The organism is Leeuwenhoekiella palythoae (genome assembly GCF_020310025.1).
GTDB classification, from domain to species: Bacteria; Bacteroidota; Bacteroidia; order Flavobacteriales; family Flavobacteriaceae; genus Leeuwenhoekiella; species Leeuwenhoekiella palythoae.
Genome location: NZ_CP084318.1, coordinates 441,187 through 454,994 on the forward strand (window position 1 = coordinate 441,187; position 13,808 = coordinate 454,994).

Below are 13,808 nucleotides of genomic sequence, written 5' to 3' on the forward strand. Positions count from 1 at the left end.
TTTTGGCACGAGGTTTGGTTTATACATATCAGAACCGAGACAGCGCAACGCGCGTTATCTCAAAAACTAAAAATTATGAAACGCACCTTACTCTTTTTGGCAGTCAGCTTCGTAATCGGAGTTTCTGCACAGGCAAACGAACGTATAGAAGGGCAAACGCTTACAGCAAATACTGCAAGCAAAATGCATCTGGAACCTGTAGTTTTTATAGAACGAGGTGTTGAATTTTTAGTTTATCCTGAGGGAACATTAGATTTTAATCTTCCACCGGCGTCGATAAGCTTGAATGGTAGACGGATAAACCAAATTTATTACAATCCAAATTCGGTTTATGGTTCAGATCAAGCGTATCGTAAAGGATATATTCAATACAACCGTAACGGCCAAGTAGCACAAATAGGTAATTTGAACATTGATTACCATCGTAATGGGAGTGTTGAAAAGATAGGCGATATAGCGCTTACATATAAAAAAGGACGCTTAGATAAAATAGGAAATTTAAAAATGCACTATGATAGAAGCGGGCGTATTTATAAGCAAACGGGGACTATCAGTAAAGCATATGAAGTACAAGATGTACGCTCGCAAATGGTTTACAGCACGCGCAGTCGTAGGTCATAATGATAAACCCCACGAACGTGGGACATAGTTTGATTTTTTTGGTTGGTTAGTTAGTTGAAAATCCTCGATACTTTAGTGTATCGGGGATTTTTTATGGGCTGTTGCGAGCTGCTTATTTTGTAATTTTGCAGCATGCAAATTCAAGACACTATAGCTGCATTAGCGACTGCGCCAGGCGCAGGAGCAATTGCTGTAATTCGGGTTTCAGGAACTCAGGCGCTTTCGATCGTTTCTGATCTTTTTCAAGCGAAAAGCAAAAAAAAGCTGATCGAGCAAGATTCGCACACGCTTCATCTGGGCAACATAATTGATGGTTCCCGGATTATTGATGAAGTTTTAGTTTCTATTTTTAAAGGGAAACGCTCCTATACCGGTGAACCCACTGTTGAGATTTCGTGTCACGGTAGTTCTTACATTCAGCAAGAAATTCTTCAGCTTTTATTTAGAAATGGCTGCCGGGCAGCAAAAGCCGGCGAATTTACCCTACGTGCGTTCATCAACGGGAAAATGGATTTAAGTCAGGCAGAAGCTGTAGCAGACCTCATCGCCAGTGATAACGCCGGGGCTCATCAGATCGCTATGCAGCAAATGCGCGGCGGTTTCTCAAACGAAATTGCGCAGCTGCGTCAAGAATTACTCAATTTTGCTTCGCTTATCGAGCTCGAACTTGACTTTGCTGAAGAAGATGTAGAATTCGCCAACCGTGAAGAATTTCAGCAATTAATATCAAAGATTACACGCGTTCTTAAACGACTGATCGACTCCTTTGCAACCGGAAATGTGATTAAAAACGGAATTCCTGTGGCTATTGTGGGCGAACCTAATGTGGGTAAATCAACCTTATTGAACGCCTTGCTCAACGAAGAACGTGCTATTGTTAGTGATATCGCCGGTACTACTAGAGATACTATCGAAGATGAAATTTCAATAGGTGGTATTGGTTTCCGGTTTATAGATACGGCGGGAATCCGCGAAACCGCAGATGTTATTGAAGGTTTGGGGATTAAAAAAACCTTTGAAAAGATCGCACAAGCTCAGGTGGTTCTTTACCTGATCAATTCTGAAAAATTTAAAGATCAAGCCGAATTATTTACGGTGGAAATACAAAAGATAAGAAATCGCTTCCCAGACAAGCCACTAGTACTGGTCGCAAATAAGATCGATCACCTCACGGAAGCTGAACAAGAATCGATCAACAACCAACTTGCCAAACTGGTCTCAGAAGGTAACAAATCGGCGGTTTTGCTAATTTCAGCTAAAACCGGAACTGGGGTCGAAGCGCTTAAGGAGCAGTTGCTTCAATTTGTAAATACCGGTGCACTTCGCAATAACGAAACTCTGGTAACCAACTCCCGTCATTACGACGCACTACTTAAAGCCTTGGAAGAGATCGAAAAAGTACAACTGGGCATCGATGCCGGTTTAAGCGGTGATTTGTTGGCTATTGATATTCGAGAAGCGCTGTATCACTTTGGCGAAATCACAGGACAAGTCACTAATGATGAATTGCTCGGAAATATTTTTGCTAATTTTTGTATTGGTAAATAAATCAGGAATTTATTCTGATGTCATTTGATATCAAATTAGCAAAAAAACCAACAAAATCAATGCTTCACGAACCTTATTTATTCAACATCATTTTCTCATAAATCACTTTTAATTAACCTTTTGTTACACCCCTGGTACACCTCAATGTTAAAATGTATATGCAAGGTGTACCAAAGTACACCTCGTTTGGCTTTTTTGAATTAATTTTACAAAAAGCTCATATTATGGTAATTAAGCTCAAAAAGAAAAAACTTACATCAGGAAAGTACAGTCTTTACATTGAATATTATAAAGGCAAGACCAGAGATGCCAACGGCAAACAAATTCATTCAAGAGAGTTTGAGTACCTTAAACAATATCTCTATATCAATCCTAAAAACGCACTTGAAAAGAGAGAGAATGAAGAAACACTTTTAAGGGCGGAACAAATATTATCCATTCGCCGAGCGGAATATGCTCAAGGTAAATATGGAATTAAAGATCGTAGCAAAGACAAATTACTATTTCTCTCTTATTACGATAAGTTAAAAGAAGAGCGCTATGAATCTAAGGGTAATTACGATAACTGGGATGCTGCCCAAAATCATATCGAAAGTTATTGCAAAACTTTGAACACTACTTTTGAAGATATAGATGAAAATTTTGTAGTAGGATTTAAGAAGTACCTCAATAAAAAAGCAAAGACTAAATCCGGCACTCTTTTATCTCAGAACTCAAAGTATACTTATTTCAATAAATTTAAGGCTGCTTTACGCCAAGCTTTTGAGGATGGTTATACCAATAGAAATTATGCCACTGCCGTGAAAGGTTTTGCCATGGGTGAAACGACGCGTGAATATCTCACGTATGAAGAATTGCAAAACTTAGCTAAAGCTGAATGTAAGCATCAAATGCTTAAAAATGCTTTCCTATTTAGTTGCCTTACCGGATTACGCTGGAGTGATGTCAATAAACTCACTTGGTCTGAAGTACGTGATGAAGAAGAAGGTTCCCGGCTCGTATTTAAGCAGAAGAAAACGGCTGCTCAGGAATACCAATACTTATCGGATCAAGCTCGTTCCATTCTAGGAGACCGAAAGCAAGAAAATGCACGTGTGTTTCAAGGCTTGAAGTACGGGGCTCACTTTAACGCGGAAATACTCCGTTGGTGTATGCGCGCCGGAATTACTAAGCACATAACCTTTCATAGCGCCAGACATACCCACGCCGTTCTTTTACTGGAGCGCGGAGCAGACATTTATACCGTATCCAAAATTCTTGGACACAAAGAAATTCGCACAACTCAGATCTATGCTAAAATTGTAGACACTAAGAAGAAAGAAGCAGCCTATTTGATTCCGAAATTGGAAATCTCAGATTTGACCTGTTGATAACTCTCAAAAACTTCGTTATCCTAAATATTTTTTGTTGAGATTTGGTTGATCCATCACAGACTAAAATTTTTGTTGCAATCATTTGATATCATTTGAAAGCAAAGAACTTACACAATTGTTTTTCCTTGTTTTGTGCATAAAAACAGCCTAATAAACTTCATTTAAATTAACCTTGGCGCTACTTTTAATTCTAGAATTCAATCATAAATAAACAAAGCGCTTTGTTCACTATTCACCTTAAAATCGAATATGATGAACACGATTAATTTGGACGAACGGCTAGCACGCATTGAATCGCTGTTACTTAGCCAGAAAAAAGTACTCAATCTTGATGAAGCCTGTGACTATACAGGTATGTCACGAAGCTATCTTTACAAACTGACCTCCACCGGAGCTATCCCACACAGCAAGCCAGGAGGTAAACTTATTTACTTTGATATCGATCTGCTCAACAACTGGCTTTTAGAAAATCAGCGTAAATCGCAATCGCAGATTGAGCAGGAAGCCCTTGAATACACCTTGAAAAAACGGTGATGCTACTCTAAGCCCCTAATTCTATTTGAATTAGGGGTTCTTTTCATTATTAATACTATTCACTATGAAAGCTATACCTTATAAAAGGGTGGGCACCACGTATTACAAATTGGTGGCTGCTCCTACTATTGCCGGTCATTTCAATGAGTTTCTTGTGCATTGGAATATCGAGACCATCAAACAAGATCACGGTAAAGCCTATTTGACAAAAATCCCCAAATATGATGGGTTTACTTGTATTCCAAATCATATCAACTTTAAACAGGAATACAAAGGCTTTTACAATATCTATTCCCCACTAAGCAAAGAACCTCTTGAAGGTTCTTGTGAAACCACTATTGGTTTTCTCGAGCACATCTTTGGTAGGCAATTGGCCTTGGGATTGGATTATCTGCAACTACTCTACACTAGACCTGTTCAGGTTCTACCGATTCTTTGCCTGGTATCTAAAGAACGTTCCACAGGGAAAAGCACCTTTCTGAAATGGCTTAAATCCATTTTTGAGAACAATCTTACCTATCTTACAAATGATAGTTTTAGCAGTCAGTTTAATTCTGATTGGGCCAATAAACTCCTAATCTGTATTGATGAAGTACTCTTCAATAAAGAAGAGCTTACCGAACGCATCAAATACCTTAGTACCACCAATATCAATAAGCTCGAGGCTAAAGGAAAAGATAAACGCGAAGTGGAATTCTTTGGCAAGTTTATTCTCTGCAGTAACAACGAGGATAACTTCATTAAGATCGATGCCAATGAAACGCGTTTTTGGGTGTTGAAGGTGCCTTCTATTAAAAAAGAAAGCACAAACTTTTTGGAACACCTGATTGCGGAGATTCCGGCATTTCTTTATTTCCTATCCAATCGCAAACTAAGCACACCACATCAGACGCGTATGTGGTTTACTCCAGGACAGATCAAAACAGCTGCGCTTACCAAGCTTGTAAAAAATAATAGGAACCGCGTAGAAAAAGAGTTGGCAAGTATCCTTATGGGAGTTATTGAAAAATTTGATTTGGACGAAGTGGATTTTTGTCCGCTGGATGCTTTGAATGCTTTGAACAAAACTCGAGTAAAGACAGATCTTACCCAGCTGCGCAGATTATTAAAAGTGGACTGGAAACTTACCAATCAACCCAACTCCAATCAGTATCGAAAATTTGTGATTTGGTCTGAAGGTACCATCACCCTAATTGAGGCCAAAGGCCGCTACTTTACCGTAAAAAAGGAATTTCTGATACAAAATTTTGATGAGACGATGACAGATGAGGATGATCCCCCTGTTTACAAGGGCTGAGGCTGTCATCATTTTATCATCAAACTGTCATCAAAAAAATAAATGATGACAAAAACTAAGCTTAAAAAATCAAAAATGATGAAACGATGAATTTTTGATGACACGGTAAGGCCAGTTTTTATAGGGTCTAAGAGGATTTGTCATCAAATCATCATTTTATTTCTAAAAATAGAGTGCAGATGAAAAAAGAAAAATTATCGTGTGAACAAGCCCGAAAAATATCCATCGTTAAGGCGCTGGCATTTTTAGGGCACCTTCCCACTCGCAATACGGAAAAGGAAGCTTGGTTTCTGAGTCCCCTGCGGTCAGAAACCCAAGCCTCCTTTAAAGTTTCTAAGAAATTAAACTGCTGGTACGATCACGGACTGGGTAAAGGCGGCAACTGTATCGATCTTATTTGTGAGCTTCAGAACATCCGTGTACGTGAAGCTTTAGCAATTTTAGCTCAAGTCAATACCGGAAACTATGCGCTTCCAGAAGCACAACTATTGAAAGTAAACGAATCTGGAACTGTAATCAGACAGGTAAAACCGATTCAACATCCGGCATTATTTGCCTATCTGAAAAGCCGAAAAATTAACCCGGTTGTAGCGCAGGGGTTTTGCAAAGAAGTGCATTATACCATTAAAGAGAAGTACGGTTTTTCAATTGGTCTAAAAAACAATTCCGGAGGATGGGAACTTAGAAACAAATATTTTAAAGCATCAAGTTCACCAAAGGACTTGCGATGGATCTATAATGGATCTCAAAACTTGATCGTCTTAGAAGGAATGTTTGATCTGTTATCGCTGCTTACACTTTTTCCAAACATAAAACGGGAAGCTGATTTTTTGATCTTAAACTCCATTGCTTTTGCTGATAAAGCACTCCCCTATTTTGATACCTACACTACTGTTGAATTGTATCTCGATCAGGATAAAGCCGGAAGAAAAACAACCTCATTCTTTCTGAACAACAATGCTACGTGTATTGATAAATCCAACTTCTATAAAGTGGAAAAAGACATTAATGCCTGGCTGATGAAAACGCATTAAACTGATTTCTGGAAAGCAGGGCAAGATGTGTGGCTGTGGCCACAATCTTGCTTTGCTCCCGGTGGTTGCAAAGAAAAACAAACGATGAAACGAGCACTTATCAAATTCAGATGCAGCGTGTATGAGAAAAAATTGCTGCAGGTAAAAGCAAAAGCTGCAGGCTTAAGCCTGAGTGCTTTTTGCAGAAGAAGTTTGTTGGAGCAACAGATCACCGAGCGGATGAATGAAGAACATATTCATACCTATAAAATGCTAGTGAAGTATCACAACAATTTTAAACGTATTGGGAATATGTATAAAAAAGGTAATCCAAAACTTAGCGAGGAAGTCATTCAGGTAGCTGAAGAAATCAAGAAACATTTAAAGACTATAATGAAATGATAGGTAAAGGAAGTGCTATATCCAGTACCCTTGGTGCGTTGCGTTACGGTAATGATCCAAACAAACAAGCGGAGCTGGTATATAGCGATCTGGTTGTGGGCGATACTGCTGAAGAAATCACTCAAGAATTTAAAGCCGTGCAAGCCCTCAATCAAAATTGTGAGCGCAATACACTGAGTTTTGTTCTAAGTCCAACGGTAACCGATGGAGCTCAAATGAACGCCGAGGATTTAGGGAACCTCACTAAAACCTTTATTCAACATATGAAATTACAAGAGCGCCAGGCAGTGGCGTATGTACATCGGGACAAAGCACATACCCACATACATCTCTATGTGAATCGTATCGATCTAAAGGGTAAGGCTTATACTGATAGTTTTATTGGAAAACAAAGTCAGTGGGCCGCTGAGCGGACTGCAAAGCAAATGGGTATTCAAACCGTACAGGACGTTCAACTTGAAAAAAACAAAGCCTTAGCACAGACGCGAAGTGAAATCCATAAAGCCCATCAGCAGGTTCTTCAAGGTTCTACTAATGATCTTCAGACTTACATCAATCGCATGCAAGAGCAACACATTACCGTGATCCCGGTGATCAATAAATCAAAACAGCTGCAGGGGTTTCGTTTTGAATACAAAGGTCAAAACATTAAGGGAAGTGAAGTGCATCGTTCGATGTCGGCCAGTAATTTGCTTAAATCCATCAACCGCGCCAAAGCTGTTGTGTTATCCGGAGGAAGCATACCTATTGCGCCAAGCCTGGCCAAAGCTGTGGCTAAGAAAGTATTAAAAATTGTAATCGATAAAGGTATTGGAATATGACTAAACTAGAACACCTATCAGAACTACTGGTTGAAGAATTACATTCATTCAAACAAGAGGTCAATCGCTTAGAACGGATTGAAAAAGGTCTTAAAAGTACCTCCATAAAAGCAGATAGCACTCAAATTGAAAAGATGATCGATTCGCATCTTAGAAAATTAAAACTGGATCTAATCTCGCAGCAGGAAAATCGCAAGGAACTACTAAGGAAGATCAAGTATACGCGAACGATCCCCAACTGGCTTGTCATCTTAGCCCTGTTTCTTTTTCTTTCACAAGCATTTTGTATTGTCTTTTTATTGCTGCGCTAAATAGTAATATTTGATTTAATTTTTCTTTCAAAAAGACCTGTCTTTTGTGAAGGCCTTTTCGAAAGAAAAAATTAGGATGAGGGAGATGTTTCACTTTCATAATAATCATATCAATAATTTTGGCAGCCTCATTAATCTTCTAACCCCTGTTTTTATCGTAGGCTGCTTTTATAATAAAGCGAATAATATATTTATTCTATCCATGCATTGAGAGATATTGATATCAATCTCGCAGAACACAGTGTTTATTAAATTGGCACAAGACCAGAGAAAAAGCTAAGGTCTATTGCTGATTCCGAAAATCTTATGATCCGTTAATTTGAAAAAGCTTGAACTGAATAATTCCCCTTATCCTCATCACCTGACTTACAAATAATATTAGTAAACCACTGACCTCTTCCCATATTCAGATTCTAGTTATAACTTGAGAATATAAACTGTTTGACCTCCTCCCATATTTAGGTACTGGTCATAACTAGAGAATCTGGGCTATTGACCTCCTCCCATATTTAGGTACTGGTCATAACTAGAGAATCTGGGCTATTTTCATTGACTTCAATGTACTCATTGGGTGACATGTCACCCAATGAACTGTGTGGTCTGAACCCGTTATAGTCTTCCCTCCAAATATCGAACTTTTCCTGAGCATCTTCCAAAGAGAAGAACCAATTTGTATTTAAACACTCATCCTTGAAAGACCCATTGAAGCTTTCTATAAATGGATTATTTGTGAGTTTGCCGAAGCGTGCGAAGTCACAATTAACACTGGATCTAAGTCATTGCTTTAGTCTATTGTGTAGTGGTTTCGAAAATCTTTTACTCTTTATTAAATATTTTCTTTTTGTGGTTAATCCCCCAATCTTTCAGTGCAAAAATTATCGGATTTAAGGTATCTGCATAAGGAGTCAATTTGTATGAGATTTTTACTGGATAATCGTCAATGACAATTCTTTTAATGAGTTGGTGTTGTTCCAAATCCTTCAGCTCTTTAGCCAGAACCTTGGGTGTTAATCCATCAATACTATCCTGAATATCCGTAAATCTTTCGTTACCAATACCCATTGAAATAATAATAGGTAATTTCCATTTACCATTGATCACCTCTAAGGTATCCCTCACGGGCCTTACCGTGTCCAGACAATTATAATATCCTTTTTTTACAGCCATATGATTTATTTTCTTACTTTCCTTTAGGAAAGGACTATACAAAGGAAAGTAGTTTTTATTAATTTTGCAAATGTAATTATACAGGAAGCTACTTTATAGATAAACTTTTGGTTGGCAAAGGTTGATGTAAAGTTCGATGTATGTAAACACGAAGAAATAAAACCTCTTATAGGTTGAACTAACGCGAAAAACGATGAAAATAGGAATAATTGGAGCAGGTTTAATCGGCAAGACACTTGCGAAAAAATTTAATGCTGCCGGACATCAGGTTAAATTAGGAGATGCTAAGGGAGCAGCTAGTATAGATACTATTGCTCGCTCTGCGGGTGTATCTGCGGTGGAAATGGAGGAGGTAACAAAAGATATAGAGGTGCTCGTTGTTTCTATACCACTTTTTGCGATCCCAGACCTTGCTAAATCACTACAAGGAAAGGTGGCTGATGATGTAATAATTGTTGAAACCACGAACTACTGGCCGCATCGGGATAATAAGATCGAAGCGATTGATAATGGAATGGTGGCCAGTGTCTGGGTGCAGGAGCAGTTTGGAAGACCGGTTGTAAAGACATTCAGCAATATCAATGCCTACAGTTTGACTGCCGAAGGTAAACCGAAAGGAGCTAGCGGAAGAATTGCCCTGGCTGTAGCTTCTGATGATCAGAAAGCAAAAGAGGTCGTATTAGGTTTAGTAGATGATGCGGGTTTTGATGCATTGGATGCCGGTATACTTGAAGATTCTTGGCGTCAGCAACCCTGTTCGCCAGCCTATTGTACCGATCTTAGCCTTTCTGAGCTTGCCAAAGCAAGAGCAATGGCTAATAGAGAAACCTTGAAAGAAAATCAGGAGCTTGCATTTGGCAAAATGCAACATCTTGGTGAGGAATATTTTAAAATTCTTATTTCAGGAGATTATCCAGATGGATTTGTAGATCACGCGGTAGATATTGCTCGTGAGATCAATAATTTACCGCCACGAAAGTAAAATAGCTCGTATACAGCAATTTAAAAGGACTCTGTAGCTCACGGATAAAACTGAAATTTATGGATTAGGTGCTATCGGGAGTTTATTAAAAGAATTACGTAAGTATAGATTAATAGCATTTCAGAATATATGAAGAAAGAAAAAATAGCATATTCCATTTTAGAACTGGCCGTTGTTTCGCAAGGAGATTCTATAAAACAGACGCTCAACAATTCACTGGCGCTTGCACAAGAAGCGGAAGTTTCAAACTACAAACGTATTTGGTTTGCCGAGCATCATAATTCAGATAATATCGCCAGTAGCGCTACCTCCTTGCTTATGGGCTATATTGCAGAAAACACCCACAGTATAAGAGTGGGTTCAGGAGGGATTATGCTTCCCAACCACGCTCCCTTAATTATAGCTGAACAATTTGGTACGCTGGCGCATTTGTATCCGAATCGGATTGATTTAGGTTTGGGGCGAGCACCGGGTACAGATCCTCAAACTGCCAAAGCTATACGATCTGATTTTATGCAGGCGGCACATTCATTTCCAGGAGAAATAAAGAAAATTCAGCAGTATTTTGCTCCGGAAAATAAAAAATCACCTGTACGGGCTACCATTGCTGAAGGAACAGATGTACCCCTGTATATACTAGGTTCTAGTACAGATAGTGCTCATTTAGCCGCAAAAGAGGGCTTGCCTTATGCCTTTGCGAGCCATTTTGCATCCAATCATTTACACAATGCCTTGAGAATATATAAACAGGAATTTCAACCTTCTGAATTTTTGCAGAAACCTTATACAATAGCAGGAATCAATGTGTATGTCGCAGATACCGACGAAGAAGCCGAGCGCATGTTCACCAGCTTGATCAGGATGTTTATGTCGGTCTTAACTGGCGGCAGAGATCCCCTGCAACCACCAACACCAATGACGGATGAACTAATAGGAATGTTTAAGCATCCTTCCTTACATCAAATGCTGAAATATTCTTTTGTAGGAAGTAAACAGACCGTGAAAAACCAGGTTCAGGATTTCTTAGGCAAAACCGAAGTGGATGAACTCATCGCGGTCTCTACAGCATACGTCTTAGAAGACCGGTTGAAATCCATTAGATTATTCGCAGAAGTTATGACAGAAATAAATACTGAAAATAATTCGTGATGAAAAAGAAGAAATTAAAATTGGCAGCCAATACTGATGGTCCGGGATGGAATTTTGTAGGTTGGCAGCATCCCGATATCCCGGCCGATTCTAGTGAAAATATTGATTTTTATATCCAACAGGCTCAGCTGGCAGAATCTGCAAAGTTCGACACGCTCTTTTTGGTCGATGTAAGTCATGTAGGTCCGGGGAATATTCCGCATTACCTGAGTATGTTCGAAGGTGTTTCGCTCATGTCTGCCCTTAGCATGCACACAAAAAAAATAGGTCTTTCGGCTACCGTTTCTACTTCTTATGCCGATCCGTATAGCGTAGCCAGACAAATCCTTTCGTTAGATAAAATAAGTAAGGGGCGTGCGTCCTTAAATGCCATTACCTCAAATCCGGGCGGCATGGTTAATTTCAGCCGTGGGCATTTGGGCAAGCAAGACCAAAGTCCCATGCAAAAAGAATTTTTGGAAATCCTCTTAGGATTATGGGATACCTATGAGGATGATGCATTTGTGAGGGATAAGAAAAGGGGCGTGTATCTAAATCCCTATAAAATGCATAGAGTTGATTATAGCGGGAAGTATTTTTCGGTGGAAGGTCCCTTGAATATTAGTCGTTCTATACAAGGGCGTCCGGTGCTGTATACAGCAGGGATGTCAGCAACCTTATTTGATCACGCCACAACCTATACAGATGGAGTATTTACTCATGGCAACACACTTGAAGAGGCTGTGGGAATCGCAAATGATATCAGGCGAAGATTAATTAAAAAAGGAAGAAAGCCTGAGGACTTTATCATATCCATCTCACAAAACCCTATCGTTGGCAGAACAGAACAAGAAGCGCAAGAAAAATATCTGGAGCTCCTACGGTTAAAGCCAAATAATAGTCTTCCTCGTCCACTGTTTTTTGGATCTGCCGAAAAAGTGGCCAATCAGGTGCAGCAATGGTATGAAGAGGGCGCAATAGATATGCTGATACTCCGCCAGGATCACCCCCATGGATTGAAGGATTTCATTGAATTAGTGGTACCTATTTTACAGGAGCGTGGTATATACCGAACCGAATATGAATCTGATAAGCTCAGAGGAAATCTGGAAATCCCTAAACCTTCATTTAGAAAAATTAGTACATAAAGTAATAAAAGAAAATAATCCTTAATTAATTAGAATTTTAAATTAAATCACAATGAAAGCAATGTATACAGCCGAAGCAACGGCAACAGGTGGCAGAAATGGTCATGTTAAATCAGATAATGGTGTGTTGGATATTCAGGTTAGAGCACCTAAAGCCATGGGGGGTGCCAATGATGATTACACCAATCCTGAACAATTATTTGCTGCGGGTTACGCCGCATGTTTTGATAGTGCTTTAAACCATACTATACGGCAGGAAAAAGTAAAAACAGGTGAAACTTCTGTAACAGCTAAAGTATCTATCGGTTCAACAGAAAACGGAGCCTTTGGCTTGGCGGTAGAACTGGCAGTTAATATCGCAGACGTATCAATCGAAGAAGCACAACGGCTTACGGATCGAGCTCACCAAGTTTGCCCCTACTCAAACGCTACCCGAAATAACATTGAAGTAAAACTTAGTACAACTAACAATTAAAAAGCTTGAAAACGGGGAATGAATGAAAATGCAGCAGTGCTTATTGATGTTCATCCAGTATTTCCTTTATGCAAAATGTGGATGTGGTTAATCACCTTGCGTTAATTCAGCTACCTGATTTAAACAATATATTAACGCTTTCCTTTAGGAAAGTACTATACTAAAGAAAGTGTGTTTTAGTAAATTTGTAACTAAGCTTTTAAAAATAATAATGATATGAAAATAGGAATTTTAGGAGTAGGTCATATAGGAAAGACCTTAGCGCTAACATTGCCCGACTCAGGGCATAAAGTAGAAGTAGCCAATTCAAGAGGCCCAGAAACTATAGAGCAAGCGGCACTTGTTACAGGAGCAGAACCTGTTACCGCTGAGCAAGCGGTTAAGGGTAAAGATGTCATCATCTTATCGATCCCTTTCAACCGAATTCCGGAGATCAAACCCCTTCTTGCAGAAGTACCAGAAGACGTAACCATAATAGATACCTCTAATTATTATCCGTCACGAGACAACAATATCCCCGCTATTGACGAAGGTCAAGTAGAAAGTTTGTGGGTAAGCGAACAATTAGGAAGACCTATTGCCAAGGCTTGGAATGCCATAGGATATATTTCTTTTGAAGAAAGCGGAAAGCCGGCCGGAAGTTCAGATCGTATTGCCATTCCTATTGCGGCAGATCGTGACCAGGATCGTAAAATCACGATGCAATTAGTGGATGAGACCGGATTTGATGCTTTCGATGCAGGCTCACTGGCTGATTCCTGGAGGCAACAACCGGGTTCCCCTGTTTACTGTACAGATCTTTCTCTGCACGAAATAGAAGAATTGATTGATACTGCGGAAAAAGAACGTTTGCCAAAGCGTAGAGATCTGGCGGTTGCGGCTGTCGCAGAGCGGGCAGATGGCGAAATGAGCTCTGTAGACAATAAGTTTCTTGTAGGCCTAAACAGGGTTTTATATATTATGTAGTTCCCAATATGCAGAACAATGC

At 39.4% G+C, this 13,808-nt stretch carries 15 protein-coding genes and 1 pseudogene; 14 read left to right on the forward strand and 2 right to left on the reverse strand.

Annotation, left to right across the window (positions count from 1 at the left end; genetic code table 11):
* The first annotated feature begins 75 nt into the window (after nt 1-75).
* The 9 genes from LDL79_RS01860 to LDL79_RS01900 all read left to right on the forward strand — a co-directional run bounded on the left by LDL79_RS01860 (nt 76) and on the right by LDL79_RS01900 (nt 7,920).
* The gene (locus LDL79_RS01860) at nt 76-621 is read left to right on the forward strand and encodes a hypothetical protein (RefSeq protein WP_225598945.1); all 546 of its coding nucleotides are present in this window, start codon (nt 76-78) and stop codon (nt 619-621) included.
* Nucleotides 622-753: 132 nt separating this feature from the next.
* Nucleotides 754-2,169: a tRNA uridine-5-carboxymethylaminomethyl(34) synthesis GTPase MnmE gene (gene mnmE / locus LDL79_RS01865; protein WP_072984653.1), complete on the forward strand. Its 1,416-nt coding sequence runs from the start codon at nt 754-756 to the stop codon at nt 2,167-2,169.
* 224 nt (nt 2,170-2,393) lie between these two features.
* Nucleotides 2,394-3,539: a site-specific integrase gene (locus tag LDL79_RS01870; RefSeq protein WP_225598946.1), complete on the forward strand. Its 1,146-nt coding sequence runs from the start codon at nt 2,394-2,396 to the stop codon at nt 3,537-3,539.
* Nucleotides 3,540-3,794: 255 nt separating this feature from the next.
* Complete coding sequence (locus LDL79_RS01875; protein WP_225599918.1) at nt 3,795-4,076, forward strand: helix-turn-helix transcriptional regulator; 282 nt, start codon at nt 3,795-3,797, stop codon at nt 4,074-4,076.
* Nucleotides 4,077-4,140: 64 nt separating this feature from the next.
* On the forward strand, nt 4,141-5,373 hold the full coding sequence (locus tag LDL79_RS01880; protein WP_225598947.1) for a primase-helicase family protein: 1,233 nt from the start codon (nt 4,141-4,143) through the stop codon (nt 5,371-5,373).
* Between the two features lie 179 nt (nt 5,374-5,552).
* A complete protein-coding gene (locus LDL79_RS01885; RefSeq protein ID WP_225598948.1) occupies nt 5,553-6,407 on the forward strand; it encodes a toprim domain-containing protein in 855 nt (284 codons plus the stop codon).
* Nucleotides 6,408-6,491: 84 nt separating this feature from the next.
* The gene (gene mbpA / locus LDL79_RS01890) at nt 6,492-6,788 is read left to right on the forward strand and encodes a mobilization protein MbpA (protein ID WP_009779576.1); all 297 of its coding nucleotides are present in this window, start codon (nt 6,492-6,494) and stop codon (nt 6,786-6,788) included.
* Nucleotides 6,785-7,609: a relaxase/mobilization nuclease domain-containing protein gene (locus LDL79_RS01895; protein WP_225598949.1), complete on the forward strand. Its 825-nt coding sequence runs from the start codon at nt 6,785-6,787 to the stop codon at nt 7,607-7,609. The genes mbpA and LDL79_RS01895 overlap by 4 nt, the downstream gene beginning before the upstream one ends.
* Entirely contained in the window at nt 7,606-7,920 is a 315-nt protein-coding gene (locus LDL79_RS01900; protein ID WP_225598950.1) for a DUF6730 family protein, read from the forward strand. The genes LDL79_RS01895 and LDL79_RS01900 overlap by 4 nt, the downstream gene beginning before the upstream one ends.
* Before the next feature lie 509 nt (nt 7,921-8,429).
* On the opposite strand, the pseudogene LDL79_RS01905 reads toward LDL79_RS01900, so the two are convergent.
* Both LDL79_RS01905 and LDL79_RS01910 read right to left on the reverse strand, forming a co-directional pair.
* Nucleotides 8,430-8,690, reverse strand: a pseudogene (locus LDL79_RS01905) (integrase core domain-containing protein); the annotation flags it as partial.
* A gap of 46 nt (nt 8,691-8,736) precedes the next feature.
* Nucleotides 8,737-9,087, reverse strand: a complete 351-nt coding sequence (locus LDL79_RS01910) for a winged helix-turn-helix transcriptional regulator (protein ID WP_040533575.1) — start codon at nt 9,085-9,087, stop codon at nt 8,737-8,739.
* 193 nt (nt 9,088-9,280) lie between these two features.
* Here LDL79_RS01910 and LDL79_RS01915 point away from each other — a divergent pair, with 193 nt between their 5' ends.
* From LDL79_RS01915 to LDL79_RS01935, 5 genes are all read left to right on the forward strand, one after another.
* A complete protein-coding gene (locus tag LDL79_RS01915; RefSeq protein ID WP_009780918.1) occupies nt 9,281-10,069 on the forward strand; it encodes an NADPH-dependent F420 reductase in 789 nt (262 codons plus the stop codon).
* Nucleotides 10,070-10,198: 129 nt separating this feature from the next.
* Complete coding sequence (locus tag LDL79_RS01920) at nt 10,199-11,218, forward strand: LLM class flavin-dependent oxidoreductase (protein WP_009780919.1); 1,020 nt, start codon at nt 10,199-10,201, stop codon at nt 11,216-11,218.
* On the forward strand, nt 11,218-12,345 hold the full coding sequence (locus LDL79_RS01925; protein ID WP_225598951.1) for an LLM class flavin-dependent oxidoreductase: 1,128 nt from the start codon (nt 11,218-11,220) through the stop codon (nt 12,343-12,345). Before LDL79_RS01920 ends, LDL79_RS01925 begins: the two co-directional genes overlap by 1 nt.
* A 52-nt stretch (nt 12,346-12,397) precedes the next feature.
* The gene (locus tag LDL79_RS01930; RefSeq protein ID WP_009780921.1) at nt 12,398-12,820 is read left to right on the forward strand and encodes an organic hydroperoxide resistance protein; all 423 of its coding nucleotides are present in this window, start codon (nt 12,398-12,400) and stop codon (nt 12,818-12,820) included.
* A gap of 216 nt (nt 12,821-13,036) precedes the next feature.
* Nucleotides 13,037-13,786 carry an NADPH-dependent F420 reductase gene (locus tag LDL79_RS01935; RefSeq protein WP_009780922.1) on the forward strand — a complete coding sequence of 250 codons (750 nt, stop codon included), beginning with the start codon at nt 13,037-13,039 and terminating at the stop codon, nt 13,784-13,786.
* Nucleotides 13,787-13,808: the final 22 nt, after the last annotated feature.

Excerpts from the sequence above, each read along its gene's own strand:
- LDL79_RS01895 (WP_225598949.1), top strand. The coding sequence starts at position 6,785 with ATGATAGGTAAAGGAAGTGCTATATCCAGTACCCTTGGTGCGTTGCGT.
- LDL79_RS01885 (WP_225598948.1), top strand. The coding sequence starts at position 5,553 with ATGAAAAAAGAAAAATTATCGTGTGAACAAGCCCGAAAAATATCCATC.
- LDL79_RS01900 (WP_225598950.1), top strand. The coding sequence starts at position 7,606 with ATGACTAAACTAGAACACCTATCAGAACTACTGGTTGAAGAATTACAT.
- LDL79_RS01925 (WP_225598951.1), top strand. The coding sequence starts at position 11,218 with ATGAAAAAGAAGAAATTAAAATTGGCAGCCAATACTGATGGTCCGGGA.
- LDL79_RS01860 (WP_225598945.1), top strand. The coding sequence starts at position 76 with ATGAAACGCACCTTACTCTTTTTGGCAGTCAGCTTCGTAATCGGAGTT.
- LDL79_RS01875 (WP_225599918.1), top strand. The coding sequence starts at position 3,795 with ATGAACACGATTAATTTGGACGAACGGCTAGCACGCATTGAATCGCTG.
- LDL79_RS01880 (WP_225598947.1), top strand. The coding sequence starts at position 4,141 with ATGAAAGCTATACCTTATAAAAGGGTGGGCACCACGTATTACAAATTG.
- mbpA (WP_009779576.1), top strand. The coding sequence starts at position 6,492 with ATGAAACGAGCACTTATCAAATTCAGATGCAGCGTGTATGAGAAAAAA.
- LDL79_RS01870 (WP_225598946.1), top strand. The coding sequence starts at position 2,394 with ATGGTAATTAAGCTCAAAAAGAAAAAACTTACATCAGGAAAGTACAGT.
- LDL79_RS01915 (WP_009780918.1), top strand. The coding sequence starts at position 9,281 with ATGAAAATAGGAATAATTGGAGCAGGTTTAATCGGCAAGACACTTGCG.
- LDL79_RS01920 (WP_009780919.1), top strand. The coding sequence starts at position 10,199 with ATGAAGAAAGAAAAAATAGCATATTCCATTTTAGAACTGGCCGTTGTT.
- LDL79_RS01935 (WP_009780922.1), top strand. The coding sequence starts at position 13,037 with ATGAAAATAGGAATTTTAGGAGTAGGTCATATAGGAAAGACCTTAGCG.
- LDL79_RS01930 (WP_009780921.1), top strand. The coding sequence starts at position 12,398 with ATGAAAGCAATGTATACAGCCGAAGCAACGGCAACAGGTGGCAGAAAT.
- mnmE (WP_072984653.1), top strand. The coding sequence starts at position 754 with ATGCAAATTCAAGACACTATAGCTGCATTAGCGACTGCGCCAGGCGCA.
- LDL79_RS01910 (WP_040533575.1), bottom strand. The coding sequence starts at position 9,087 with ATGGCTGTAAAAAAAGGATATTATAATTGTCTGGACACGGTAAGGCCC.